Origin of the sequence: Shewanella sp. MSW, assembly GCF_007636515.1 — a bacterium.
Classification (GTDB): Bacteria; Pseudomonadota; Gammaproteobacteria; order Enterobacterales; family Shewanellaceae; genus Shewanella; species Shewanella indica.
Map to the genome: position 1 here is coordinate 137,683 of NZ_LVDR01000009.1, position 25,109 is coordinate 162,791.

The window sequence follows — 25,109 nt, forward strand, 5'->3', positions numbered from 1 at the left end:
AGTTATTTAGCTGATGCCAATATTGTTATCCATATTAGGCTATTAATTATTTAACTAAATATTCCTGAAGTTTCATGGCGCCGTAATCATTGATATAAGTGGCTTCAACTTTACTTCCTATTCGGTTAGGTAGTTGGAACTTCAACGATGAATGTGGCGATACCATCTCTCCTTCTATTTCTTTTTCATTGGATACTATCTTGGCGAAGGAAATGTGGAAAGGAGTTGGGTTATCAACTCTTACAGTGTCATTGTCTAGTCGGTTGAAACTGATCTTTTCTATAGAATCCTTAACGTCAAACGCTAATGAGTTTGGTCGGTAAAATAGCTTTATTCTCGTTCTAAACGCCATTTGCAAATAGTTTTCATTGCTTTCTGAGCTTGGTTTTGCAGGGATTTCAAGTACGTTTAGCCAAAATAAACTCTCCCTATCAGTCGGAAGAGTATCCCCTGTGTAACGTATTCTTAGAGTCTGTCCCTTATCTGGATCAATTCTATTTACAGGAGGAGTAATGATAAATGGAACATCGATGAAGTCAGGTTTTTCATCAATTTCACCATTGTCAATCCAGCTTTGAACCAAAACAGGAGTTTCTCCCCTGTTATCCAGCTTTACACTCACCTCATTCGCATCAGAAGGGTAAATTACACGAGTGCCAGTAATCACCACGCTGGCTAATGCTTGTGGTGCAACTCCTATAGTACATATTAATGTAACCATAATTAGAATAAGGTAAAAGAAGCGAAGCACTGTATTATCCTTTTTGATGATAGGGGGGGAGATCCCCCCTATATATCTTATTTAATAAAAGGTTTACTTATATTGGATTGAATAAACTACTGATGAATTAACCTTACCCGCAGTCACCGCATTTTCAGCATAATATTCTACAGTGTAAGGAAGTTGAGCCTTACCTCCGGCTGTGGTTGGCAAATTGACATAAGTGTTTGTAGTAGTTTGGCTCGAGTCGCCAACTTTGATTGCTGTATCAGATGAAGCGTCACGTAACTGCAATGTCACGTTACTTGCGGCATTGTTTGCCGCGGTATTTTTAAGACGACCAGTTGCTATATTGACTGCTGAGCCGCTCTCGAAGAAAGCAGAACCCTGAGTCATAGTACCTAGTGCAGTACAATCACTTAACTCAACGGTAAAGCTGGTTTTCCCGGCGGTATTACCAGCCGCTTGAAGTTGACTGTTACTGACAGTTGGCAGTGTTACGGTGGCGTTGCCTGTGCCATTAACTGTAGCATTACAAGTGGCTCCAGTGATTTCACCAACGAATTGAATAGTACCTGTTGATGCTGCGTTAGCTGTTCCTAGAGAAGCATAACCAGCTAAAGATACCGCTAATACAATTATTTTTTTCATATGTGTACCTATTAATCCTTAATATTTAAAGAATAGGTGGTATGCGCTTTTATACTTGTAGAATTTAGAAGCCTAGGAAAACCTAAGATCTCAACTTAAAATTGAGCTTCATATTTTCAAGCTAAGCTCGAACCACTTCGATGCTGATACTACAATTAGTAGTGACTAGAATGAAAGAGGATTGGGATTGGATCGGAAATGACAATAACCCTATAGGAAAAGTCCTACACGGGTGATGCTTTTTATAGTTTTTTAATCTTATGTGTAATATCTAGTTGTTCAATTGTCGCAATCTATTAATCTTTTGATAAATATTAAACTTTTATAATGGCCATGCGTACCATAAATATCAAGCGGTAAAATCTGTTGATGCCGAGAAGGTCACAGCAAAAATATTTATAGTTTACTTTGTAGCCAAGTTTGTGTTTGTTGTTGAAATAACTTGGGTGTTTTATTTTATAGAAAATTTAAGCTAAATTTAGATTGTAAAATCTATCGTTTCGTTTTTCTCTGAAATTAGGTATGCTTTTATATCTTCAGCAAGATGCTCCAATGAATTACTGAGTGTAACCAGATACACACTTGCTTCTTCTAGGGTTTCTGCCTGTTCTAACTGCTCGCAATGTTTGACTATGGAAGTAGCTGAAATAATCTTCGCCGCACCTTTAATTTTGTGGGCTATACTCTTGGTCTTATCTTCATCCCCATCTTTCAATGCTGATTTCAAACTTATTAGGTCAGCTTCATTGGCATTCAATAATTCATGTAGTAACTGCTCTGTTAGCATTAAATTGCCACCGGTTAATTTATCCAATGTACTAGGTAGGAAGCTGGGCTTTGGAACATCTTGTTCAAGTACTTGATGGAAGCTATCCAAGGTGCTTTTAAGCTCAGATAAACTGATAGGCTTAAACAGGCAATCATTCATGCCTGCGGCGATGCAGATTTTTTTGACTTCCAGCTGGGCATTGGCTGTGTAACCTAAGATAACAGCTGGCGATAGATTACGGCTTTTCTCAAGTTGTCTCAGCTTGCGGCTAAGCTCATAACCATCCATCTCCGGCATATTACAATCGGTAATGACGATTCGATAAGGGTGTTGGTTGAAGAGTTGGAGCGCTTCCTGACCATCGTTTGCTTCATCAATGCTGTGCCCCATATATTTAAGTTGCTGTGACAACAGCAGTCTGTTGGCTGGATGGTCATCGACTATTAATACATGTTGTGCTTGGGTTGCTGGGAGGGCATCTGGTACAGAAGAGGTTTGATTTTCTTCAGCAGTATCGGTATTGGCGATTTGTAAAGGTATTCGGATATTGATACATGTTCCTTGCCCTGGTTCACTAACCAAAGTAATAGAACCGCCCATCATCTCACACAGGGAACGGCATATAGGTAAACCCAGACCGGTTCCCCCTTTGTTGTGGGCACCATTTTGGGCTTGAACGAAAGGATTAAATAAGTCCTGTTGCTCTTCAATTGGCATGCCTATACCTGTATCGGCAACTTGGAAGACCAGTTCATTCTGACCTGCGGCGTTTTTCGCTTTAAGTGCTGTGAGGACTATATTGCCCTGCTCGGTAAATTTTATGGAATTACCTATTAGATTGGACAGTATCTGTTTGATTCTTAGGGGGTCTAGCAGCGCATACGTTGGTAGTTGAGGGTCAACTTCCAACGATAATTGCAAGCCCTTTTGGGTTGCAATACCTTCGAAGATACGTATTACCGAATCCAGCGTTTGCCTTAGTTCTGTCTGTACAGGGTTTAAGCTTAATTGCCCTGCCTCAATTCTAACAATGTCGAGTATATCGCCAATCAGTTCCAGTAACCCTTTGGCTGAGTCATAAGCAACACGAATAGACTTAAAATCATACAAGTTTTCCTGGGAGCGTTTTATCGATAGCTCCAGCAAGCCTATAATCGCATTCATGGGGGTGCGTATTTCATGGCTCATAGTCGCCAAAAATTGAGTCTTGGCCACGCTGGCCTTTTCGGCCTGTTCCTTGGCTAGGCTCAACTGTTGCATTAATTCAATTCGGTCGCTGACATCTATCCATCCACCGACAATCCCCTGGATCTGATTTTGTTCATTTTTATAAGGGCGGAACCAGTGATACACATCAATAGGTTTTTCATCAATATATATACGCCTATCTTCGTAGCATGCTCTGTTCTCATCTATGGCTTGAATATATTTTTGATCTATGGTGTGAACATCTTTGATTCTGTCACCGTTTTTCAACACTGTTCTGTTTATCAATTCCTGTTCTGATACGTGGAAAAATTGTAAATAACTTTGATTGCAGAGAATTAGCTTACGCTCTGTATTGCGTACATAAATAGGGTGGGGGATGCTGTCAATAACCTCTTGCATAAATATAAGTTGTTTTTGCAGTTCCTTTTTTACCTTTAACCGTTTGAGATAGTGGCTACGAGTGAACCAGGCCCAGATTAAAGATGCAGTAATCAACAATATAGCGGCAATAGTGATGGAATAGATAGTATACTTATAGTCACGCCAGGTCTCTTGTCCGGGGACGGCATTGCCGCGCCATCTATTTCCTATAGATTGCAACTCATCTGCGGGAATAATGGCCAGAACCTTATTGAGAATGCTGATTAATTCAGGGTTACCTTTGCTCGTGGCAAAGGCTGCAGTCGCCGGCGGTAAACTATCAAAAATACCCTGTATTTCAAGTTTGTGGTCATAATAGTGATTGACGTAATAATCTGCGATCCCAAGCGGGGCTATAGTGGCATCTACCTTACCTTTTAGCGTGGCCTCAAGGGCTTCCATATAGTTGCTTACTTCTAGAACTTTAATCTGAGGTAATACTTCAGGTAACATTTCCGTAGAGATATGTGCCGTTGGTAAGGCTATTTTTAAGTTATTTTTTTGCTGATTGATGTGAGAGTTTTTAAGGGAGATCCATACAAATGGAGCATAAGCTAACTCTTTAGTGAAAATCAGTTCCTTTTTACGTTTATCTGAAGGTGATAACAATGCTAGATCAGCACTGTTATCTTGTAGGCTCTTGGCAATTTCATGGAAGTTTTGCGTCTGGATAATGATAGTGTCAATCCCGCTATAAAGCTTTATAATCTCCAAAATATCAGCTGCGAAACCATGTAATCTGCCTTCTTGATCGAAATAGGTCATAGGTGCATTAAACTTATTGGCTGCAATTCTTATAGGCTGATGTCGCTTTAACCAAGCTAATTCTGTATCAGTCAGATCCAGACCGAGTTTTTTTTTGGATAGATTCAGGCCGCCTCCACTCCAACGTTTTTTGATGGCCCAATGCTCACTTTGCGGGATTTGATTTAATGCATCATCTATTATCTCTTTAAGTTGCTGTTTATCATTGCTTAAAGCAAAGCTTATGCCTTGAGTATCAACGGGCAATAATTTCTTAATCCGTAACTTCTTGGCAAAATAGTTGTTAACAATATAGTTGGCTGAAAACAGATCCATGATAACGGCATCAGCTTCACCAAATACAGCTGCGGCTACCGTTTTTATTTTGGAGGGATAGGGGGTGATTTGGATTTTAGGAAGAAGTGTGGTTAAGTCGGCATCTGGCAGGTAATCATAAGCCATGGCAATATGAGTCGGAGCTTGTTCTGAAGGCAGTTTTTCTGAAGTGTATAACGCAGCTTGGTTATCGACATAAGCCCGGCTTAGTAGTAATCCTTGGGATGCTTCGTAATCAGAGGCCCCGGTGAGCAGATCCAATTCGCCGTCCTTGATAGCTAAGATAGCGTCCTCTTTGTTATTAAATAAACGTAGCTCTATTCTGACTTTTAGGAGGTCGGAAAGAAGCTGCAAGTAATCGGCACTCAAGCCCTCGTAATAGTCACTGTTGCCATCCATTGTCATATCGAAAGGTGGATTGTCAGGTGTCGTAACTCCTACCCGGATACTTTGCTGTGTTTGTAACCACTGCCACTGCTCATCGGCTAAATCTATCTCTATTTCACTCATACTGGCATGGCCTGAGAGTGTTGGAGTATGCAATTGAGCCCCTTTTGCTTGCTTTGAAGTAAAAGTGACAAAAAGCAATATTAAGTATAGCGCCAATAGAAGTGGTGCTTTCTTCATATAATATGATTTCTCTTGGATATTTCGATAAGATCGACCAGGGTACGAGCGTTAAGCTTTTCCAGTAAACGAGTCTTATATGTACTTATGGTTTTATTACTGAGTAACATGCGATCGGCAATCTCTTTATTGGAAAGGCCGTGTGACAGTTGTTGAAGTACCATCATTTCTCGGCCTGATAATTGTGCCAACTTATCTGACTCCGGCAGTTGTTTGTTCTGCTTATAATGAATGTAAGCATTGTTGGGAAAGTAGGAATATCCAGATAACACCGCCCTCAAAGCCCCTAAAACCTCAGTTAGATCCTCTTGTTTTGAGACAAAACCAGAGGCGCCTGCTTGTATACAGCGGGTAACAAAGTACTCGGATGGCTGTGCCGTCAACACCAGGATTTTAGGTGGAAAGTCCACATTATTTAACCTGTTAATCACCTCTAGACCATCTAGTTGTGGTATGCCTATATCCAGAATAACGGCATCTGGTTGATGCTCTCGAATGAGCTTCAGCGCGTCAACTCCATTATCTGTTGTGGCTATGACATGAAAGCCATTTTGCTCGAGTATGATTTTTATGGCCATAATCACCACAGGATGGTCATCAACAACAATAATTTTCTTCATATTCTAAACTTCCACCCCCATTATCATTCAAGCCAATTGTGGCAGAATAATATTTACATGTAAGTAGGATATTTCCTACTGAACTTTCAGCCTTTTCTATTGGGTTTTACAATTACTATAATATGGTTGAATATATATCGCTTCAAAGTAAATTAGGAATAGTGTGATATAGACCATTTTCGGTGTGTTGGCGTAAATATAGCCATATAAGGATTTGGTTAATTTTAATAAAGCAAATGTCGGCTATTTTTGCAGATAAATGATGCTGACCGCCATTTATATCCATATTATTTTTTGGCTTAAACAATGAAGAAATGCAAGGTGTTGGTGCTTGAGGATCATCCTTTTCAACGCACTGTGCTGGAGCACAACCTCAAGTCGCTAACTTGTGTGGAAGTCTTCAGCTTTGGCTGCGCGACAGCCGCTTTTTCCTGGTTACAACAGCATAGGGAGGTCGATATCGTAATTTGCGACTTGATGTTGGCTGGAACCGATGGTTTGTCTTTCTTGCGCCAGGCAAGAGCCAGATTCAAAATCCGTGGGGTAGCGCTTTATAGTGATGTTGACAAAGATCTGCGTCGGGCGGTGTCTCAGATGGTTAAGCTATTGGGATTTCAGTATCTGGGTGATTTGGCTAAGTCGCCCACAATTGAAAACTTGAATGCCATGATCAAGTGTTATCGTGAGCTCAATGAGCCGCCGAAGATACCAACTGAGCCGGAGTTACATCCGGATTGGTTTTCGTTAAACTTCAAGGATTTTAAGGATGCGGTCACGCAACATCAATTTGTTGGTTTCTATCAACCCAAGTTCAGCGTTACTGATTTACAAATAGAAGGAGCGGAAGTGTTGGCGCGATGGCAGCATCCCGTGTTTGGGTTACTGCATCCTAATCTGTTTATTGAACCTCTCATTCGTTATGGCCTGCTGGACGAGATGTTTCTTCAATTATTCCATCAGGGGATCAAATTGCAAAAGCGATTGTTGGAACAGAACTATCGCTTATCGCTTGCCTACAACCTTGACATTTCCCAATTAAACTCCACTGAACTTGTATATCAAATTTCCAAATTGATTCGGGATTATAAGCTTCCGCCTAAGTTGGTTACCATAGAGATAACAGAGTCTGGACTTATATTGGCACCGGCCCTCAACATGGAGAATTTGATCCGTTTACGTATGTTGGGTTGTGAATTGGCGATTGATGATTTCGGTGCCGCACATTCATCTTTAGCTCGCCTGTGTGATCTGCCTTTTTCACAGATGAAACTGGATGCCTGCTTTGTGGAAGGTTTGGATACAGAGCCCAGATGTAAGGCGGCGATATCCAGTGTGATAGCGCTCTCGGATTCATTGGATATGCAGCTAGTTATTGAAGGTATTGAAACGGCTGCCCAGCTTAAGTTATTGCAAAATCTCGGTTGCAATCTGGGACAGGGATTTTACTTTTCGCATCCATTGAGTGAAGCTGACTTTTGTAAACGCTTTTTACAGAATGAACTTTTAAGACTTCATGGCTGAACAGATAGCGGCAATAACCTGTTTGCGCTGTACTTTGAACCCCTCGGCAACCTGTTGCGGCCAGGGATAATAGTGCCTCGGGCGTTTAAAACGGGCCAGCTTGTCTGCCAGGAAGGCAGTCAACTCGGCTTCGCTCGGCGCCTGTGAGCCTCGATAACGCAAAATGGCGGCCGGTAGTAAACCAAACTCAGGGTTATCTTCACCAAAGACAATGGCATCCAGGATGGCCGGGTGCCGTTTCAGCGCCGCTTCCACCTCTTCCGGTTGAATATTCTCGCCGCCGCAGATAAACATATTGTCGACCCGCCCCTGAATATGCAGTAGCCCATCCAGGCTCCAGAAGCCTTTGTCCTTGGTGCAGAACCAACCGTCTTGGGTCTCTTTAACTATGCTGCCATCCGGCTGCAGATAACCCATAAACAGGGTCTCGCCCCTGACCCAGATAACTCCTTGTTCTATTTTGAGTTCGCGCCCGGGTAACAGGCGGCCACTGCTGCCATCACTGCGGGCGAATCCCGTGGTGATCTGCGAGCCCATCTCTGTCATGCCGTAACTGGTAAAGGATTTCACTTTCAAGGGGGATAGCCGGTCCAGCAGGCCTTGGCCTATGGCACCGCCGCCAAGTAGCAGGCACTTTACCCCCATAAGGCTTTCGGGGTTGTCGTCCAATAGGCGTTGCAACTGGGTGGCCACCAATGAGAGATGAGTGATGGCATCGCGCTTTAACTGCGCTGCCATAGTCAGCTCATTATCCGGCAGCACCACGGCCGCGGCGGCCAGGGCGCAGCGATTGAGAATGGCCAGACCTCCAATATGGAACAGCGGTAGCGAGAGTAACCAGGCATCACCATTTGCCAAATGGATCAACTGCCGACTACCATTGGCGTTGGCGATATGGTTGTTAAGGCAGTGGACTGCGGCCTTGGGGCTGCCACTGGAGCCCGAGGTAAGAATGATATTGAGCGGCGTATCGGCCGAGACCGTGGCTATCTCGGCTGGGATACCATTCGATTCGAGAATAGCAAAATCCGCCAGCACTCGGGTGATATCCCGCGTTTGCCAAAGCTTATTTCTGGTGTTATCCGGACACCAGATAAAGCGAATATGAAAACGCTCAAGCAGCTCCTGGAGCTGACTATCCGGAAACTTGGGTGACAGCGGGCAAAAGAGCAGCCCCAGATCCAGACAAGCCCAATACAGCAATATCAGCTCGCGGCAGTTGGTGGCCACACAGGCCAGTTTATCCCCGCGCTGCAACCCCAAGGCTCGCAGCTCGGTGCCGAGCGCCAACACCTGCCGGCTTACTGCCTGATAGCTATGGCAGATACCGCCCTCTACCAAGGCGATGGCATCCGGCGTTTGTTGGCCACTGAGGTGAAGGGGCGAGTAGGTCATGTGCTCTCCTGTTACTGAAATTGGAGGTTGCAGAGGCTGTCAGAGCTTGGCGGTTACAGACAGGGCCACTGACCCAAGAGTTCCAGCTCGGCAAAGTCCAGACAGGGTTTGTGGCCTTGACCGACAATAATATCGCGTCCGAAAGGCGCCAGAGTATCCAGTCCGGGGGCTTCATTGGGGGTCAAGAGGGCACTGACCGCCTCCAGATCGGCAATTCCCAGAGAAGATTCCAGGCTGGAGCTCAACAGGGCGCGCACACCGGCCGCTTCGGCCTGTTCGATCAGGGTTTGCAGTCTGGTTAAGCTGCCGAGCAACATAGGTTTAAGCACCAGCGCGGTCAGGCCGCTCGCGAAGTCATTGCAGTCAGGTACAAACTCACTTTGCAGCAGACTTTCATCCAGGGCATAGCGGATCCCTGTGGCCTTGAATAGGGCCGGATTATCGTCGGCGCGGCGGCAGGGTTCCTCAATATATTCAATGCTGGTTTTGGGCAGACAAGCGCAAAAATCCACAGCTTGTTGATACTCAAAGCCCTGATTGGCATCCAGCCTGAGTTTGAGATGAGGTTTGGCGGCCAATACAGCATGGATCAGTCTGAGCTCTTGGACCATGCTGGTCTGGGCGACTTTTATCTTGGCTCTGAGAACCGTATCGGGAAGCGCCGCCAGCCTTTGTTGCAGTAGCGCCAGTGGCTCTTCTTCTCTGTGGTAGATGAGCGGGATGGTTTCAACGGCCGGCCAGCGCTGTGGCAGTTGTCCCTTGAGTTTGGCATCGAGCAGACTTAGCCCCCAGGCGAGTGAGGGATACTGACAGGCATCGGCCGCCTGACTCAACTTAAGCTCTTTGGCGGCCAGTGCTTGCATCAGTGCCAAGGCTGCTTCTGTCACCTCCGCCAGCGATTCACGGCTAAAACCCAGCAGTGGCTCGCCGTTGGCATCCAGGCCGCTCAAGGGGGCGACTTCCACAAAATGTTCTTCGTTGCCGCAACTGGCCTTGATAACCAGCCCGGATCTCTGCTCGATTCTTTGCTTACCCACAGGTAGTGAGGTTTCCAGCGGCAGCCTATAGCGGGCCAGTGACAGTGAGTCTGGATGCATCATTCACCCCTTGAAATCGCGTTCAGGGCGCCTTTGAGCGCCGTGGCAAAAGCGCCGGGTTGGGCCTGATGGCTATTATGGCCCGCATCGGCAATGGTATGCAGCTTGAATCCGGCTTGTGGCTGCCAGGCCTTGGCGAGAGCGCCAAACTTGCCATCCTGCTCCCCGAGGTAGTAGTGGCTTGGGCAAGCAAGCTTGGCCGGCACCTGGCGCAGATCCTGTTGCAGTGCCAGTGAAGTGGCCTGGTAACAGCTGATTAGGCCAAGCGGCTGCTGATGGCGGCGTTTCTCAATTAAACCTTCTCGCTCGGCGCTTGATAGGTCGGCAAATACCGCTTGCTGATACCAGAGGGCCAGCACTTGTTCAATCGGCATAGTGTTAAAACGTTCGGCCCACAGCTTATCGGCCATCGCCCTCTGCTGACGTTCATCATGGGATAACAGGCCCGGGTGACAGGACTCAAGATGCAGGCTCAGCAACGCCTCGGGCCAGGTTTGAGCCAGATGCAGTGCGATACGGCCACCAAGCGAGTATCCCAACAAGTGAAAGCGCGCGATGCCGGCCTTGAGCAGTGTATGACGCAGCAAGGCAACACAGTCACTGAAGCCTGGGCTGTCGATTTGGATATCACCGCTGCGGCCATGTCCCGGGAGATCGACCGCAATACAGTAGTAGTCCTGACTCAGGAGCGGCAGCAACTCGCGCCAATCATAGCTGCTGCCGAGAAAACCGTGCAGCAGCACCAAAGGCGGCTGGGTTGCTGAACCCTGAGTCGTTGTGGCTAACATCAGCTTTGTTTTACCCATTGGCCTATGCTGGCTATCTGGTCGCTGGCCTGGGTTTGGCTGACGCAAACCTCGATGACCGAGGCGCCGTTATAGTTGAGTGCTTCACTGTAGGCATCCATAAAGCCTTGGAAGTCTTCCACCCTATTGTAGGGCAGGCCAAACATGGCCGCACCATAACCAAACTCCAGTCCGTGGCTTAATCGGTAATAGTGAGCCCTTACTTGCTCGTCCGGCACCGGCAGGATATTGAAGATATTGCCGCCATCATTGTTGAGTATCACTATCACCAACGGCCCCTGAGCCTGGCGTGCCAGCGCCAGAGAGTTGAGGTCGTGCAGCGCCGATAGATCGCCGAGCACCAAGGTGGTGGCCTGACCCTTGTGGTTGGCGACGCCGCAGGCACTTGCCAGCAGGCCATCTATCCCCGAAGCACCGCGGTTGGTGTAGGTGATGGCGGCGCAGCAACTGATGGGCGCGAACATATCATAAAGCCGCACCGGCAAGCTATTACCGATAAACAGCTGTTGTTCGCCGGTGCGGGTTGCCGCTATGGCCCTGATCACCTGGGCCTCACCGAACTCGCCGTTATCTATTTGGCGTACAAAGAGCTCATTGAGCGCCTCATTCTGGGCGGTGAGCTCCAGCGCCCAATTGGCGGAGGACGAGCGTGGCCACTCAAGCGCGGCTATCTGCTGCAGCTCTGCCAGCCAGAGCTGCTTGGGTTTATGGCTGGGATCCAGGCGCATCTGCTGCGGCAATACTTGCCAATATTGGTGCCAGTTCTGCTGTTCAAGATAACTTATTAAGCGTTTCGACAGCAGGCGTCCACCAAACACCAGTGCCCGGTCGGCTTGTTGCAGCAGGGCTCGGCCCTTGGGGTTGAGCAGCAGTTGGTCGACATTGCCTATCGCGGCAGGATGTTGGCGCAGCTGAGACTGGGCATCTGTCAGCAGCGGCCAACCGAGTTTGCTGGCCAGTTCGACCAACTTTTGTGGATTATCGGCACTATCCAGGGTGCCGGCGATGATAACACCCTTGCCGTGAACAAAACGCGCCATGGTATCCCAACTGGGGACTTGTCCCATGCCTACAGCTGCATATTGGTTATAGGGTGTGCTTGCCTGTTGCCAGTTCGTCAGAGGTTGCAGGTAATGCTCTATGGCTTGACTTCTGGGGGCATCCAGGCTGCTTGGGTACAGTGGCTCACGATACATGCAATTGATGTGGACCGGCATGCTTTGGTTGGCCACGGCTTCATCAATCTGAGTCAGCAGCGCTTGGGGAGCTATGGCCAGATCCGGTGTCGGCAGGTTTAACTGCTTGGCATATTGGCCGAAAATCGCCGGTTGGAGTATGGCTTGGTTGGCGCCGCAAGCTATCAGCTCCGGCGGTCTGTCACCGGAAAGCACGACCAAGGGGACTTGAGTTAACCAGGCCTCGACTATGGCCGGATACAAATTGGCCACGGCTGTTCCCGAGGTGGTGATAATGGCCACCGGAGCTCGACTGGCTTTGGCGAGTCCGAGTGCCATAAAGCCCAGTCCTCGCTCATCAAAGTGCAGATGTTGTTTCAGTTTGTCCTGGCGGGCGGCTGCCAGTGTCAGAGGCGTTGAGCGCGAGCCCGGTGCCATGCACACATGCTGAGCCCCAAGGCGTGCCAGTTCTTCAAGTATGAGGGAACCCCAAAGGAGATTGAGTTCGGCGTGAGAATTGATTTGCATAGACGGCTTACCCAGTATCGAATGCGCATTAGTGTACCGCTTTTGGCAGCGCTATTGTATGAACTCTTGGGCAAATCTGTCTGTATACTTCAAGTCGTAAAGAGCGGGCTGAGATCCTATTTAGATTGTTATCACAAGCCTACAGTAAGGTCCCGCTCACCAAACGCAACTGTGAACGTATCCATTCCAGATCCGGGTCTTGTTGGCCGCTGGGACTAAGCAGTGTCAGTGTCAGCGGCTCAGTGACATTGAACAGGCGAGTGGTTTCCATTTCCGACAGCTTGCAAAGGTGTAGCAGAGGTTCTTCGCCCAACAGATCGAATACCGCCTTGTAGGGCACCAAAGCCACCGCCTGTGAGGCTTCCAGATAGGCACTCAGGGAGGAGATGCCGGTGATAGTCATTTCGACATTCAAATCCAGATTGTTGATCCGGCAGTAATCTTCAAATGGGCTTAGAGTGTTGGGGCCTATGCTCAAATCTGTGTTGATGTAAGGATACTCGGCGATGGTTTCCAACGTTAGCTCGCGGGAGAGCAGCGGATGATTCTTGTTGCAGATAAGGTAGAGGCTATCTAGTTTTCTCAGGGCTTCAATCTGTAATTTGCTGCCTATAGATTGCAGTTCTTGTGGGTAGTGACAACTGCAAAGTCCTGCACTGATGTTGCCATCTATGAGCCCTTGCAATGAGTTACAGCTCCAGGAATTCAAATTGATATGCAGCTGTTTGTTCTGTTGTTTAATGGCCTGCATCAAGGCCTTGGGATAGGCGTAAGAGATAAGACCCGGCGTGACAAGTTCAAAGTTTTTATTGCCCGCCATAGCTGGATTGCCAAGCTGATTGAAGCCCTTGGCACTGTTCACTATTTCTTTGGCAATAGGATAAACCTTAGCCGCAAATTCATTGGGAATAAGGCCATACTTTTTTCTTAGAAATAGTTCGTTACCAAAAATAGATCTGGCAGTTTTTAAACAACGGCTTATTTTTGGGGCTGGTACATTTAAAAGCTTTGAAACGTGTGTTGCAGATTTGTTTTCATATAAGCTAACAAGGATGGAAAGGCTCAAAATATCCAGCTTTTCAAAGTCAATATGGTTCATCTGCAATACTCCTTTAGTGGTACCTTCAGCATCTATATTAACCTGTTTTTTCAGAAAGAATAATTTTATCCGAAGCTATTTTCGATTCTGTATTCTAGATCACTAAATGCTGTTTTTTTGACTAACCCAAGGAGGTTTGTGAGAGAGATTCTCATTAACTGTGTGTATTTCATATAGTGAAATAATGTATTTTCAAATATCGCTTTATCTAAATGCTATTTCTTGTTTTTAGCAGAACGTTTTCTAGAAAATAGCAATGTAGTCAGTGTCTTATGTTTTGATCTTTCAATCTTTTCCTCAACGGTTATTTGATGACGATCAAAATTAATATTGCTGTAGATAGTAATAATTCAACTGCGCAATAAGCGTATTAAAACTAAAAATGATGTTTGGAGGGTTATATGGATACTTCAGTTATTCTAAGTTATGCCTTTATCTACTTCGTGCTTTTTATTGCAGTGCCATTCGTGCTGGTGGTGTTTGTAATGACATGTATCAAGTTCTTTAAGTCAGATGAAAAGAATGCCGAAGAGATAAAGCTCAAAAATAGGTTCTTTGACAAGCAGAGTTTAGATTTTTTTAAATCTCTGAAGTCTTTAACCAATGGTCGATACGAAGTTTGTAGCAATGTGGCGTTGGAGTCAGTGGTTGATATTGACCCACATGCGACCGCGAGTCACTCGCGCCTGGACTATGTATTGATAGATCAGAATTCTTCAGAAATAAAAATGGTAATTTCAGATTTCAGTGATGCTGAAAGCGCCAACTCAAAGAGCCTACTTGAAAAGCTCAACGTTCGCCTCATCGATATGAAACGCTCCAATCCCCTGGATGCACAGCACCTTGAGCAGATGTTGACAGCTTAGGCTGCAATAACGGGTGGCGGTTTAGGCCGCTACCTTTGAGTCCCTGTATATCCAATTGAAAGTGAGGACCCGAGATGTCCAGTATTCGATGGCGTGCAATATTAGGCGCGGCCTCTATGACCTGTTTGTTGGGGGTAAGCGGCATTGCCTATGCCGAGACCGCGTTGAAAATCAACAGTGATCCCTGTGTGAAGTGTCACAAACGCAATGGCTTAATGCAGGGACACCATGGTCAGGATCAGCTCAATATGAGTTGTAGCACCTGTCATGGGGAAAAAGGAAAACATCCAAGAAAGCCCAATGATTTAAGAGTTTTTACTCCTCAGGAAGGGATTGCCCCAGCAACCCAGAATGCCACTTGTCTCAAGTGTCACCAGCCACAGAAATTGGCTGAGAAAGAGTGGACCCACAATGTTCACGCCGACAAGTTGAGCTGCGCCGCCTGCCACAAGCTGCACCCGTTGGACGATCCAATGAAGCAAGCAACTGGCACACAGCACAGCAAGCTGTGCCGTGACTGTCATACGGTCAACTAAGGGGTAAGAGTAATGGAAAATTCCAGAAGACGTTTTTTAAAAGGGGGCTGTGCCCTGATGGCCGGTGCCTCTCTCTATCCATTGAGTGGCAATGAGGCGGTTGCCAGCGCCGATCATGACTCTGGCATCAACTATGCCTTGCTCCATGATGAAACCAAGTGTATTGGCTGTAACGCCTGTAGTGATGCCTGCCGGGAAGTGAACCAGGTACCTGAAGGGGTCTCGCGGTTGGAGATTATTCGCACTGGCCCATATGGTGAATACCCGAACCAGTTTTACCATTTTAGCCGTAAGTCTTGTCAGCACTGTGAAGACGCGCCTTGTGTCAACGTTTGTCCAACTGGTGCGGCGTTCAAGGACAAGAAAACCGGCATTGTGACCGTCGACGCCTGGAAGTGTGTTGGTTGCCAATACTGTATTGCCGCTTGCCCCTATCAGGTGCGCTTTATTAACCCTGTTACCAAAGCGGCCGACAAATGTGATTTCTGCCGTGAGACTCAACTCAAGCAGGGCAAACAGCCGGCCTGTGTAGAAGCCTGCCCAACCAAGGCTTTGGTATTCGGTAACCTGAAAGATCCGAGTTCAGAAGTGGTGCAGATGATTCGGGCCAACCCAACCCAGAGATCCAAGGTTGATCTCGGCACCCGGCCCAAGCTGTTCAAGATAGTGGCCAAACAGGGGGAGATTAAGCTATGAGTCCTTTTCATTTTGATACTTTGGTTTGGCACTGGCCCATTGCGTTTTATCTGTTCTTCGCCGGGGTTTCGGCGGGCGCCATGTTCTTTGCCGTATTGTTGAAACACCGTTGCCTGCAACAGGATGCCTGGCGCTCCGGCTTTGTCCAGGCTGCTTGTTTGGTCGCCCCACTCACTGTGATGGCAGGTTTGGGGATCTTGGTCATCGACCTGACCAAGCCGTTCCATTTCTGGAAGATTTTGGTGTTCTATAACCCCACTTCGGTGATGTCCATCGGGGTGATGATCCTCATGGTCTATATGGTGTTTATGTTCGCCTGGATTGCCATGGTGTTCCGTCAACCGATAGATGACTGGTGTGAGCAACGCTTCCCCGTGGTGCTCAAAGTGACCGGATTTTTGGCCAAACATGAACCCAGCTTAACAGGTTTATTGGTGATCTTGTCTCTGGCGTTGGGGGCTTATACCGGCTTCCTGCTGTCGGCTCTGCCCGGTTACCCCATGCTGAAGAATCCGGTACTGCCGTTGCTGTTCCTGATCTCCGGTCTCTCTTCCGGTGCGGCGGCGTCTCTACTTGGTGGTGTGCTGCTCAAGGGCAACCCCGACGGCAAAGAAGTGCACTTTATTCACAAGATAGAGATCCCTCTTATCCTGGTGGAAATTGCGGTGATCTTCACTTTCTTTGTCGGGCTGGTGCTCACCGGTGGCCAAAGCAAAGTTGCGGCCTTCAATGCCATCGGGGAAGGTTTCTGGGGTTGGGTGTTCTGGCTCGGTATCCTGGGTTGTGGTCTCTCTATCCCACTGGCAATGAATCTGTTTATGACCGCCACGGCCAAGCGTAAATGGTCTTATGTGGCAGCGACAGCAACCCTGAGTCTGTTGGGGGTCATTTTGCTGCGCCACTTCATCCTGTACACAGGACAAATGACGATTGCTTAACCCCCATAAAAAGGAAAATGTGATGTTGAAAAAAATGCTTTTGATGATGGCTCTGGGTTTCTCCGGTTCACTGCTGGCAGCCCCAATAGCTGATTCTCACACGGAAATGTCCGGCTGCGAAGCCTGCCATAAAGATGGTTCGCCTTCTGCCGATTATGCCTTTGAAAACGAGCAATGTGCTTCCTGTCACGGTGATATGAATTCGCTCGAAGGTGAGGCACACAAGAAACATGATGGCGTGCTCAGCTGTACTGACTGTCACACAGCTCACGAAGAAAAAGACCCGGCAGCGGGTTGTAAAGACTGCCACTGATAAGAGGTTAAGGAATGCGGCGGCTTTGCAGTCAAGAACAAGCACCGCCGCATCCTGAAGCAACGTTATTACGTTGCTGACAAGGAAGTGATTGGGCAGGAAGCCACTTTGTTATTGCGCCTTTGACGCATTTCCCGATCCTCCACGGGACTCGCCACCTAATGAGCACGCGGGTGGCTTTTCTTGGTTTTAATTCACTGGTTATTAATCCACTCGCTCATTACCACATGGGTTTTAATCTTCACTATCTCGGTATGAGTGTCTATATATTCGCGGATCTCGTGCAATCGCCGCATCGAGGGAGTCTTGACGAATACCAGCAGGTCCATGTCACCGGAGATCCCGTGACAGGTGACGACCTCCGGAATCGCATGAAACACATGTACTACATCGCTGCAGCGGGGGCATTTGTGTTGAATTTCAAAGTAGGCACTGACGGCTTCTTTTTGGGATTCACTGAGCAGCAATTGGTAACCACGGATCACACCGTTTTGCTCGAGCTTCTTGATCCTGTCTGAGACGGCACTGCGGGACAGCGACACTTCGGCTGCCACATCTGAAATGCTTCGACGGGCGTTTTTTTTAAGCGCATTAATGATTGCTTTATCGAACTTATCCATGCTACCTGACGTTTTGTGTGTTTTTTGCCGATTTGCCGTCATTTCGTCGGCTTAAAAGCCGTATTTGACGGAAACGAATGACAGAAATTCTGCCGGAGAACGACTATACTGGCGCCATTCAAGATACTGATAATTTAGCAGATGAATCAAGTTACAGGAACAATCGGACGCTGGCAGGGTGCCGGCTTAATGGCCACCACATTGTTGGGTACCGGGGTGTTTATTTTGCCGCAGATGACAGTCGATAAGGCCGGTAGTGGCGCCTTACTGGCTTGGGCTCTGTTGACCCTGGCCATTATTCCGGTGACCTTGGTGTTTGCCCGTCTGGCCAGCCGTTTCCCTCACGCTGCCGGCCCCGCCTATTTTGTCGAACGAGCCTTTGGCCGTACCTTGGGTCGCACCATAGGCCTGAGTTTTTTGATGGCTGTGCCTATCGGTGCGCCCGCCGCCATTTTGATGACTTTCCAATTCGTTAACGCCCTGATCCCCGTATCCGGTTGGGTGCAGGTGGGCTGCGAACTCTTGGTTCTGCTCGGGCTCTGGCTGCTCAATCTCAGGGGAATTCAGGTTTCTGCCAAGGCGCAATTTGCCCTGACACTGGGGATTGTGGCCGTGGTGGTGGTGATGTTCGGCGCCGGTGGTGCCAAGGCCGGTGAGTTGCTGTCTTTGACCGCTCATTCCACTCCCGACTATGACGGTGTGATGCTGGCAATAGGCATCGCCTTCTGGAGCTTCCTCGGTGTGGAGGCCATGACCCACTTGGCCAATGATTTCCAGCGCCCGGATCGAGACTTGATCCCCGCCATGGTGATAGGGGTGATTTTGGTCGGCGCGGTTTATCTGGTTTGTACCTTGTTGTTATTGCTGGTGGAGGTGGATACCAAGGTCGCTATGATAGGGGCATTTGATACCCTGCTTGGCGGATACGGCGCTCAGGTGATAGGTGTGCTGGGTATTGCCAGTGGTCTGGCGGCAGTGAACGTCTATGCCGCCAGTGTATCGCGGCTGCTTTGGAGCTTCAGTACCGAGGGAATATTGCCGGCCTGGTTCCGTGAGCGTAACAGTTATCAGGTGCCGGTCAGGGCTTTGTCGGCTGTGCTTGGTGTGATGGGGCTGGTGATAGTGCTGACCTATATTTCAGGCCAACAGCTTGAGCAGTTGATTGCCTGGAGCAACGGGGTATTTGTGGTGATTTATCTTTTGTCCATGCTGGCAGCCATTCGCTTGCTGAGCAAACGCTACCTGCCTTTGGTACTGCTAAGCTGCGCGCTTTGTGTATTACTGGCGTTTGCACTCGGCAGCGCCATGGCTTACGCCCTGGGTTTGCTGTGTGTGTTGGCTGTGTTGTTGACACTGCAGCGGCAGTGGCAGAAACGCCAATTGCCGCCGGTGATTCCTATGCAATAAAGGGCTGGTTCAGTCTGAGTTGCCAGTCATGGCCTGGTTGCGCAGCTGGATAAGCTCAGAGTGTTTGAGATACAGCAGGTCGGCACAGCGGCGAATGATCTGGTCTTCGTAGCGGCACAATTCGCCGTCTGCATAGGCCACACGCCACATCGCCAGGATCAGCTGCTGCTTCTGCTCAAGCGTAAAGCTATCATTGATGGCCGAGGTGAATTCAAACAGTGAGGTGGCATCGTGACGGGTCTGCTTCGCCTCAATTATCAGCTCGGCCGCTGCTTCGGCAGCTAAACCCAGTGTTTGTTCCAGGAGTTCGGGCAACAGCTGCGATTCGGTGCCGGACATCTCCTCATCGGCATAAACCACTTCCAACAACATGCTGGCAGCTGCCAGTTCCAGTTGTTTCTGTTGTTCCTGCGGGGACTGACTCTGTTGATGGGCATTCAAAAACTGCTTGAGCTTGGCGATCATAGGCTTCTCTGTCAGTTGGTTCAGTATAGGCTCTAAACATGTCGGCCACGCGGCTTGCGGCTTGGCGCCGGGTAAATCCGGCCTTGCCGATGCGCGCTTTAACCGGGCGGCCACATTTTTTAGACGTCATCAGTGGCTGCAGGTTCCCACTGATAGTGCGGGCCGCTTTACAGCAGTGAGCCCAGCCCTTTAGTCAAGAGATCGGCTGTGCCTTCACCGCCGCTGCTTTGCAGGTAGTTTTTGACTATATCTATCATGGGCGCGGCCAGCTCTTTGGAAATCCCCAGCTTGGCGAAGGCATCATAGACCATGGCGCTGCCCTGCAAGGAGTTACCCAGGTCGCCGGCTTTGGACAATAGGCCTGTCATCCCTGAGTTACCATCCAGTTTGGGCGCTGCGGCCAGCAAGCCGTCAATACCGGGAATGCTGTCGGCAATGGGAGAGAAAGATTCTTGTCCCAATGACGTCTTGGCTAGTCCGAGCAGGCTGCCAAGGCCACCTTCGGCCTGGGTTTGAGTCAGGCCCAGCTGTGACATCACAGTGCCGACCAGCTCACTGTTTTGAGTGGCGGTCTGGCTATTGGTGGCCGTATCGGCTTGTGTTTGGGGGTTGCTGGTGAGTTTGTCGAACCACCCGGCCTGCGCTGGGGCCGCCATCAGTGAGCCCATGATTACGGCTGCTGTGATATAAGCTTTCATTTCTGCTTTCCTATGCATATAAAAGGTGTTCTGGGGCCATATTCTAGTCTTATCTCAGGCGCCGATGCACGGCTTTTGCGTGACAGGCGGTCGTTTTGCTGTATTTCATTTGTGCATTGGCGTGGGAATTTGGGTATCCTTGGCGTCTATCTTGATCCTTTAATTACAACCTTTTTGGGAAAGCTGCATGTCTCTGTCTGCCATCCTGACCGAAGCTTATAACTTCTTCCGTAATCATATCGTTCAGCTGGCAATGCTGACCGTTCCCTTGCTGCTATTGCAGGTGGGTATTCAAATGTGGCTCGGTACCGAGTTGCAAAGTGCCGATCCTGAAAATCCACAATTCGGTACCCCTCATATGCTGGCGGTGATCGCCTTGATGGTGATCTTCTCTGTGCTTATCGCGGCCTTGACTCTGTTTATGGAACTGCGTACCGAGGGGATGCAGCCCAGCACGGGCCAGGTGTTAAAGTCCAGTCTGGCGTTTGTGCCGGGTTTGATGTTGGCCGGGGTGTTCTCCGGCATGGCGATTGCTGCACCGACTATGATCCTGGCGGCCATAGGGCCAGTATGGATCCTGGGGATGGGGATCAGCCTGTATCTGTTTGCCCGCCTGGCTTTTGTTAACTTTATGGTGGTGGTCGAGCGTCTGACCCCGCTGCAGGCCATCAAGGCCAGTTTTGAGTTCAGTAACGGACTCACCGGCAAGACAATCTTGGTGCTGCTGAGCTACTTTCCGCTACTGATCATGGGGAGTGTGCTGTCGCAACTTGGGCAGGCTGGTGGTATGCCACTGCAGTTGCTGGTGGATACCTTGGTGGCTTTCATTGGTTTGTTCGTCAATGTGGCCTTATTCCGCCTTTATCGGGTTGCCCGTAAGGGTTAATGATCAACTCTCTACTGGCCGCTCCTGCGGCCTTGTGAGGTCAGACTGTGCTGGATGATGTTGCTTTTATTGCCAGTGTGTCGGAAGACTTGGCCCGGGAGTACCGGACTGCCAAGCGCTACGTGCAGGATGTGCCAACCCAGGCACTGCTGCATGTTCGCAGCTTTGCCCACAGATTGACTGAGCTGTTGGCTGCACCGGCCAAACTCAGTTTTGACAGTCCCAACCTTTATGATCGTATCGAACAGCTCAATCGCCAGCGGCTGATCGATGTGCGCATCACCCGGGCGCTGCATAGGCTGAGGGCCGATGGCAACCGCGGCGCCCATCCGGAAAAGTTCCACCTCACCGAAACACAACTGCTGCAACTGGCCAAAAAGGCCATCGGCGATCTGCTGAAACTGATGGAACTGGCCTACCCCAGGCTGAAGGGCCGGGAAGCGCCAGAATACCACTTCGATGACTTTGATCTGCAGGCCGGACGCGAGCTCTGCTATCGGGCCGTGATGGAGGATGATGCCGAGGCGCAATATCTGCTGGGGATGGCGCTCAAGAATCGGGCCCTGATTGCCCGTGGCCAGGAGCAGGCCCTGCAAGATAAGGCCGACGAACCGCTCACGGGTGACTCGGCGCGAATGCTGGCCAAGGCGGCACACTGGTTTGCCGAGGCGGCGCCAACTGAACCCAAGGCGTTGTTTGAACACGGAGTGGCCCTTATTCATGGCTACAGAGGTGATGTTGATCTTGCTACCGGGCAGCAGGCTATTCGCCAAGCCGCTGAGGCCGGCGTGACCGATGCCATGGCGCTCTTGGGTTACTTCTATCTGGTGGGCAGTGGTGAGCTGGCTAAAGATGAAATCGAGGCAGAACGTTTCCTCAGTGCTGCTGCCGCCAACGAACAATCTGAGGCCATGGCCAATCTCGGGGTGCTCTGTTATCAACGCGGCGAGCTGCAACAAGCCTTTGAACACATAACCCGGGCGGCCAGAGCCGGCGATCCCCACGCTCAATACCACCTAGCCCTGATGTTGGCCCGTGGCGAAGGCTGTGAAGCAGACCTAGGTGCCAGTGAACAATGGTTGGCCGAAGCGGCAGAGCAGGGACAACTGGATGCCATGTTGGCACGGGCGCAGCATATGCTCAACGATGACACCGCATTTGGCTCGGATCTGTCTCAGGCCGAAAGTTATTTAAGACAGGTTATCCGCTATGGCCACAGTGTGACCGCCATGATTGAATTGGCGATAGCCCTGACCGATGGTTGCCTTGGACGCATAGACGTAGTGGAGGCTGTTGCTTGGTTGCGCCTGGCACGAGAGCGCGCCGATGAGCGTGAACTGGAGGTGATAGGCCCCTTGTGGCAGTCACTGCAACAACAGGTTGAGAATGTATTGCAACTGAGCCAATCGGCAGATGAGCGGCGTGCCCTGAAACGGGCACAGGAACTGCTCGCCGATTAGTCCGGTTCGTGCTCTATGATACGGCCCCTTGGGCTCAAGCCTGAATCCCGGCACAGGTTGGGATCCAGGTCGTAGAGATCTCTTTGTCTGCCTCTTTGGCGGCATTGGTGAATGCTGGCCAACTGGCGTTTCAAATAGCTGCGGCCAAACAGGCTCAAACACAGGAGTGTAGTTGCCGCCAGGATCAACACCAGGGGCATAAGCAAGAGTGCCAGGCTAAAGGCACTGAGACTCAGCAATGCTCCCGCCAAGGTTCTGGGATTGAGTGGCTGACTCTGCGCAAATTGTCGGTACATCTTTCTTCCTCCGGTCTTTGCTTGGGTCCAAGTGTGACCCCATCCCTGGCTCAGGTCACGTTAAATCTGCTTCATTATTCATCATGTTTAATACGACTTTATTAAGAAAGCGTTAAGAGGCAGGAGTTCCCCGAATAAATAATTATTCATCAACTGTGGTTTAAAACCCAAAAGCCAGAGTTTTTGTTGCAATTTTGACCTGTTTTTCAACTAATTGTGAACTATCACTCAGTCAAATCAGCAGAATATGCGATCATTTCGACAAAGCTGTAGGTCGCTACTCCGATGGTTGTCGGCCTTTTCTCAAATATCGGACCCCGCTGAAGATGAAACTCCGCTCATTGAAACACAAGTTGCTGGTGTGTGTGGTACTGGCATTGACTCTGGTTGTGGCTCTGCTTTCCTGGCAAAGCTACAGCACTCAAAAAACACAACTGTTGCAAGCCAGCCAGCAAGAGTTAAAGCGTATTGGTGATATGCAGGCACAGCGTGTCACCGAGTGGTTGGCGATTCGCACCAACGTGGTTTCATCCTTGCAGGAATATATAAGTGATGACTTTGTGCCTGCACTGCAGCAGGCCAGGGCGGCCGGCAAGCTGGAGTCTGTCTACTTCGGTGGCAGTGACGGCAAAATGCAGGATGCCGATCCCAGCGTGGACAACAGTCATTACGATCCCCGCAGCCGTCCCTGGTACCAGGATGCCATGGCCAAAGGCCGGGCCATTATCACCAAACCCTATATCGACAGTGGCTATGGTATTCAGGTGGTCTCTTTGGCGCAGCCAACCGCCAAAGGGGTGATAGGTGGCGACTTGGCAATTGATACTCTGGTAGCCGAGGTCAACAGCATGGCGATCCCGGCTGCGGGTTTTGCCGTCATGATGCATAACGACGGTACCGTAATCGCTTATAAGGATGGCAGCAAGGCGATGCGTCCGGTTGCCGAAATTGATGATGATCTCGGTGCGGGCATTCTGGCCAACATTCAAAAAACGGCGCAGTTGCAATCCCTGTATTTTGATGCCGATGGTCGGGACAAACTTGTTTGGGCAACGGCTATTCCGGATACCGACTGGCAGCTCTTGCTGCTGCTGGATAAGGCAACGCTTGAAGCACCACTCGGCAAATTGCTTTGGACCCAGGTTGGCTTGGCGGCGCTTGTGCTGCTGGTGAGCACGGCGGCTATCTCTTGGTTTCTCGGACTCTTGTTGGCCCCGCTTGGGCGGGTATCCCAGGCGCTGGCACGGATTGCCGACGGCAATGGCGATCTGACCCAAAGGATCACTGTCGACAGCAATGATGAAGTGGCCGAGCTGGCGGACAACTTCAACCGCTTTGTCTCGGCCCAGCATCAGCTGATAAGCCATATACGTCAGTTGGCGGCCGAACTGGATCTGGATGCCGAGCGGGGGTTGAATACCACCCAGAGCTCGGTTGTTGAGCTGCAAAGGCAGCAGCAGGAAGTAACCATGGTGGCTACCGCAGTTACCGAGATGGCCAGTGCCACCCAGGAGATTGCTGCCAACGCCGAGTTGACCGCTACTGCAGCGCAGCAATCTTCCTGCAGCTCGCAGCAGGGTAAGAGTCTGGTACTGCAGACCCGAAACTCAATACATTCATTGGCCGAGGAAGTAGGCCAAACCACCGAAGTGATCAATGAGCTCAATCGTCATGCCCAGGCTATCAGCGGTATTCTCACCGCAATTCAAGGGGTGGCCGAACAGACCAATCTGTTGGCGTTGAACGCCGCCATCGAGGCTGCCCGTGCCGGTGAACAAGGGCGCGGTTTTGCCGTGGTGGCCGATGAAGTGAGGGTTCTGTCTCAGCGTACTCAGGATTCGGCTTCCGAAATCCACGACACCATAGAGGCATTGCAGCAAACCACTGCCAGGGCGGTAGCCTCCATGGAAAACAGCCGCCAGATGGCAGGCCGCAGTGTCGGCGATGCCGAAGAGGCCAGTAAGGCGCTGGAAGAGATAGCCGTTGCTGTGGCGCAGATATCCGATATGGCCGGGCAGATAGCCACGGCGGCGGAAGAGCAGACTCAGGTAACGGGGGAGATTACCCAAAACACCACGGCCATCAAGGACGTTACCGATGAGATCACCTCCACCGCCATGGACGACCTTGAGCACGCCAAGGCACTCAAGGTGCGTGCGACCGATCTCAATGCCAAGGTCGCGACCTTCGTGCTCTAATCACGTTTAACT

General features: G+C 49.6%; 23 protein-coding genes. 10 read left to right on the forward strand and 13 right to left on the reverse strand.

What is annotated here, in order from left to right; translation table 11 throughout:
* Positions 1-46: 46 nt before the first annotated feature.
* The 4 genes from AYI96_RS11790 to AYI96_RS11805 all read right to left on the reverse strand — a co-directional run bounded on the left by AYI96_RS11790 (position 47) and on the right by AYI96_RS11805 (position 6,097).
* Positions 47-751: a molecular chaperone gene (locus tag AYI96_RS11790; RefSeq protein ID WP_202932881.1), complete on the reverse strand. Its 705-nt coding sequence runs from the start codon at positions 749-751 to the stop codon at positions 47-49.
* A 63-nt stretch (positions 752-814) separates the two neighbouring features.
* On the reverse strand, positions 815-1,372 hold the full coding sequence (locus AYI96_RS11795) for a fimbrial protein (RefSeq protein WP_071475519.1): 558 nt from the start codon (positions 1,370-1,372) through the stop codon (positions 815-817).
* Between the two features lie 478 nt (positions 1,373-1,850).
* Entirely contained in the window at positions 1,851-5,477 is a 3,627-nt protein-coding gene (locus AYI96_RS11800) for an ATP-binding protein (RefSeq protein WP_144361662.1), read from the reverse strand.
* Entirely contained in the window at positions 5,474-6,097 is a 624-nt protein-coding gene (locus AYI96_RS11805) for a response regulator transcription factor (RefSeq protein WP_039035717.1), read from the reverse strand. Before AYI96_RS11805 ends, AYI96_RS11800 begins: the two co-directional genes overlap by 4 nt.
* 306 nt (positions 6,098-6,403) lie before the next feature.
* Between AYI96_RS11805 and AYI96_RS11810 the strand changes: the two genes are divergently transcribed.
* On the forward strand, positions 6,404-7,618 hold the full coding sequence (locus tag AYI96_RS11810; protein ID WP_039035718.1) for an EAL domain-containing protein: 1,215 nt from the start codon (positions 6,404-6,406) through the stop codon (positions 7,616-7,618).
* Here AYI96_RS11810 and menE read toward each other — a convergent pair.
* From menE to AYI96_RS11835, 5 genes are all read right to left on the reverse strand, one after another.
* Complete coding sequence (gene menE, locus AYI96_RS11815; RefSeq protein ID WP_039035719.1) at positions 7,601-9,013, reverse strand: o-succinylbenzoate--CoA ligase; 1,413 nt, start codon at positions 9,011-9,013, stop codon at positions 7,601-7,603. The genes AYI96_RS11810 and menE overlap by 18 nt on opposite strands.
* A 53-nt stretch (positions 9,014-9,066) precedes the next feature.
* Positions 9,067-10,110, reverse strand: coding sequence for an o-succinylbenzoate synthase (menC, locus tag AYI96_RS11820; protein WP_071475521.1), 1,044 nt, complete (start codon positions 10,108-10,110; stop codon positions 9,067-9,069).
* Positions 10,110-10,916 (reverse strand): 2-succinyl-6-hydroxy-2,4-cyclohexadiene-1-carboxylate synthase, encoded by an 807-nt coding sequence (gene menH / locus AYI96_RS11825; protein WP_233962987.1) that lies wholly within the window; start codon positions 10,914-10,916, stop codon positions 10,110-10,112. Before menH ends, menC begins: the two co-directional genes overlap by 1 nt.
* A complete protein-coding gene (menD, locus tag AYI96_RS11830) occupies positions 10,898-12,619 on the reverse strand; it encodes a 2-succinyl-5-enolpyruvyl-6-hydroxy-3-cyclohexene-1-carboxylic-acid synthase (protein WP_039035721.1) in 1,722 nt (573 codons plus the stop codon). Before menD ends, menH begins: the two co-directional genes overlap by 19 nt.
* Before the next feature lie 139 nt (positions 12,620-12,758).
* Positions 12,759-13,481, reverse strand: coding sequence for a LysR family transcriptional regulator substrate-binding protein (locus AYI96_RS11835; protein WP_160289587.1), 723 nt, complete (start codon positions 13,479-13,481; stop codon positions 12,759-12,761).
* Positions 13,482-14,119: 638 nt separating this feature from the next.
* Here AYI96_RS11835 and AYI96_RS11840 point away from each other — a divergent pair.
* The 5 genes from AYI96_RS11840 to AYI96_RS11860 all read left to right on the forward strand — a co-directional run bounded on the left by AYI96_RS11840 (position 14,120) and on the right by AYI96_RS11860 (position 17,067).
* A complete protein-coding gene (locus AYI96_RS11840; RefSeq protein WP_039035723.1) occupies positions 14,120-14,584 on the forward strand; it encodes a hypothetical protein in 465 nt (154 codons plus the stop codon).
* 74 nt (positions 14,585-14,658) lie between these two features.
* Positions 14,659-15,120: a cytochrome c3 family protein gene (locus AYI96_RS11845; protein WP_039035724.1), complete on the forward strand. Its 462-nt coding sequence runs from the start codon at positions 14,659-14,661 to the stop codon at positions 15,118-15,120.
* A gap of 12 nt (positions 15,121-15,132) precedes the next feature.
* A complete protein-coding gene (locus AYI96_RS11850; protein ID WP_025010745.1) occupies positions 15,133-15,816 on the forward strand; it encodes a 4Fe-4S dicluster domain-containing protein in 684 nt (227 codons plus the stop codon).
* Positions 15,813-16,754: a cytochrome c nitrite reductase subunit NrfD gene (nrfD, locus tag AYI96_RS11855; protein WP_071475523.1), complete on the forward strand. Its 942-nt coding sequence runs from the start codon at positions 15,813-15,815 to the stop codon at positions 16,752-16,754. Before AYI96_RS11850 ends, nrfD begins: the two co-directional genes overlap by 4 nt.
* A gap of 22 nt (positions 16,755-16,776) precedes the next feature.
* Complete coding sequence (locus AYI96_RS11860; protein ID WP_039035726.1) at positions 16,777-17,067, forward strand: cytochrome c3 family protein; 291 nt, start codon at positions 16,777-16,779, stop codon at positions 17,065-17,067.
* Between the two features lie 194 nt (positions 17,068-17,261).
* Here AYI96_RS11860 and AYI96_RS11865 read toward each other — a convergent pair whose 3' ends face one another.
* Positions 17,262-17,687: an Lrp/AsnC family transcriptional regulator gene (locus tag AYI96_RS11865; RefSeq protein ID WP_028780007.1), complete on the reverse strand. Its 426-nt coding sequence runs from the start codon at positions 17,685-17,687 to the stop codon at positions 17,262-17,264.
* A 141-nt stretch (positions 17,688-17,828) separates the two neighbouring features.
* Here AYI96_RS11865 and yjeH point away from each other — a divergent pair, with 141 nt between their 5' ends.
* On the forward strand, positions 17,829-19,094 hold the full coding sequence (yjeH, locus tag AYI96_RS11870; protein ID WP_144361663.1) for an L-methionine/branched-chain amino acid transporter: 1,266 nt from the start codon (positions 17,829-17,831) through the stop codon (positions 19,092-19,094).
* 9 nt (positions 19,095-19,103) lie between these two features.
* Here the strand turns inward: yjeH and AYI96_RS11875 are convergent, their stop codons facing one another.
* Positions 19,104-19,559, reverse strand: a complete 456-nt coding sequence (locus AYI96_RS11875; RefSeq protein ID WP_101094769.1) for a TerB family tellurite resistance protein — start codon at positions 19,557-19,559, stop codon at positions 19,104-19,106.
* Positions 19,560-19,726: 167 nt separating this feature from the next.
* A complete protein-coding gene (locus tag AYI96_RS11880) occupies positions 19,727-20,257 on the reverse strand; it encodes a DUF2780 domain-containing protein (protein WP_101094768.1) in 531 nt (176 codons plus the stop codon).
* Positions 20,258-20,444: 187 nt separating this feature from the next.
* On the opposite strand from AYI96_RS11880, the gene AYI96_RS11885 reads away from it, so the two are divergent.
* On the forward strand, positions 20,445-21,143 hold the full coding sequence (locus tag AYI96_RS11885; RefSeq protein WP_144361664.1) for a hypothetical protein: 699 nt from the start codon (positions 20,445-20,447) through the stop codon (positions 21,141-21,143).
* A gap of 47 nt (positions 21,144-21,190) precedes the next feature.
* Positions 21,191-22,603 (forward strand): tetratricopeptide repeat protein, encoded by a 1,413-nt coding sequence (locus tag AYI96_RS11890; protein ID WP_144361665.1) that lies wholly within the window; start codon positions 21,191-21,193, stop codon positions 22,601-22,603.
* On the opposite strand, the gene AYI96_RS11895 is transcribed toward AYI96_RS11890, so the two are convergent.
* On the reverse strand, positions 22,600-22,899 hold the full coding sequence (locus AYI96_RS11895) for a hypothetical protein (protein WP_025010750.1): 300 nt from the start codon (positions 22,897-22,899) through the stop codon (positions 22,600-22,602). The genes AYI96_RS11890 and AYI96_RS11895 overlap by 4 nt on opposite strands.
* A 326-nt stretch (positions 22,900-23,225) precedes the next feature.
* Between AYI96_RS11895 and AYI96_RS11900 the strand changes: the two genes are divergently transcribed.
* Positions 23,226-25,097: a methyl-accepting chemotaxis protein gene (locus tag AYI96_RS11900; RefSeq protein WP_096142124.1), complete on the forward strand. Its 1,872-nt coding sequence runs from the start codon at positions 23,226-23,228 to the stop codon at positions 25,095-25,097.
* Positions 25,098-25,109 lie beyond the last annotated feature (12 nt).

Excerpts from the sequence above, each read along its gene's own strand:
- AYI96_RS11795 (WP_071475519.1), bottom strand. The coding sequence starts at position 1,372 with ATGAAAAAAATAATTGTATTAGCGGTATCTTTAGCTGGTTATGCTTCT.
- AYI96_RS11810 (WP_039035718.1), top strand. The coding sequence starts at position 6,404 with ATGAAGAAATGCAAGGTGTTGGTGCTTGAGGATCATCCTTTTCAACGC.
- AYI96_RS11850 (WP_025010745.1), top strand. The coding sequence starts at position 15,133 with ATGGAAAATTCCAGAAGACGTTTTTTAAAAGGGGGCTGTGCCCTGATG.
- menH (WP_233962987.1), bottom strand. The coding sequence starts at position 10,916 with ATGGGTAAAACAAAGCTGATGTTAGCCACAACGACTCAGGGTTCAGCA.
- AYI96_RS11865 (WP_028780007.1), bottom strand. The coding sequence starts at position 17,687 with ATGGATAAGTTCGATAAAGCAATCATTAATGCGCTTAAAAAAAACGCC.
- AYI96_RS11885 (WP_144361664.1), top strand. The coding sequence starts at position 20,445 with ATGTCTCTGTCTGCCATCCTGACCGAAGCTTATAACTTCTTCCGTAAT.
- AYI96_RS11840 (WP_039035723.1), top strand. The coding sequence starts at position 14,120 with ATGGATACTTCAGTTATTCTAAGTTATGCCTTTATCTACTTCGTGCTT.
- menE (WP_039035719.1), bottom strand. The coding sequence starts at position 9,013 with ATGACCTACTCGCCCCTTCACCTCAGTGGCCAACAAACGCCGGATGCC.
- AYI96_RS11860 (WP_039035726.1), top strand. The coding sequence starts at position 16,777 with ATGTTGAAAAAAATGCTTTTGATGATGGCTCTGGGTTTCTCCGGTTCA.
- AYI96_RS11845 (WP_039035724.1), top strand. The coding sequence starts at position 14,659 with ATGTCCAGTATTCGATGGCGTGCAATATTAGGCGCGGCCTCTATGACC.
- AYI96_RS11805 (WP_039035717.1), bottom strand. The coding sequence starts at position 6,097 with ATGAAGAAAATTATTGTTGTTGATGACCATCCTGTGGTGATTATGGCC.
- AYI96_RS11875 (WP_101094769.1), bottom strand. The coding sequence starts at position 19,559 with ATGATCGCCAAGCTCAAGCAGTTTTTGAATGCCCATCAACAGAGTCAG.
- nrfD (WP_071475523.1), top strand. The coding sequence starts at position 15,813 with ATGAGTCCTTTTCATTTTGATACTTTGGTTTGGCACTGGCCCATTGCG.
- AYI96_RS11800 (WP_144361662.1), bottom strand. The coding sequence starts at position 5,477 with ATGAAGAAAGCACCACTTCTATTGGCGCTATACTTAATATTGCTTTTT.
- AYI96_RS11895 (WP_025010750.1), bottom strand. The coding sequence starts at position 22,899 with ATGTACCGACAATTTGCGCAGAGTCAGCCACTCAATCCCAGAACCTTG.
- menC (WP_071475521.1), bottom strand. The coding sequence starts at position 10,110 with ATGCATCCAGACTCACTGTCACTGGCCCGCTATAGGCTGCCGCTGGAA.
- AYI96_RS11880 (WP_101094768.1), bottom strand. The coding sequence starts at position 20,257 with ATGAAAGCTTATATCACAGCAGCCGTAATCATGGGCTCACTGATGGCG.
- AYI96_RS11900 (WP_096142124.1), top strand. The coding sequence starts at position 23,226 with ATGAAACTCCGCTCATTGAAACACAAGTTGCTGGTGTGTGTGGTACTG.
- yjeH (WP_144361663.1), top strand. The coding sequence starts at position 17,829 with ATGAATCAAGTTACAGGAACAATCGGACGCTGGCAGGGTGCCGGCTTA.
- menD (WP_039035721.1), bottom strand. The coding sequence starts at position 12,619 with ATGCAAATCAATTCTCACGCCGAACTCAATCTCCTTTGGGGTTCCCTC.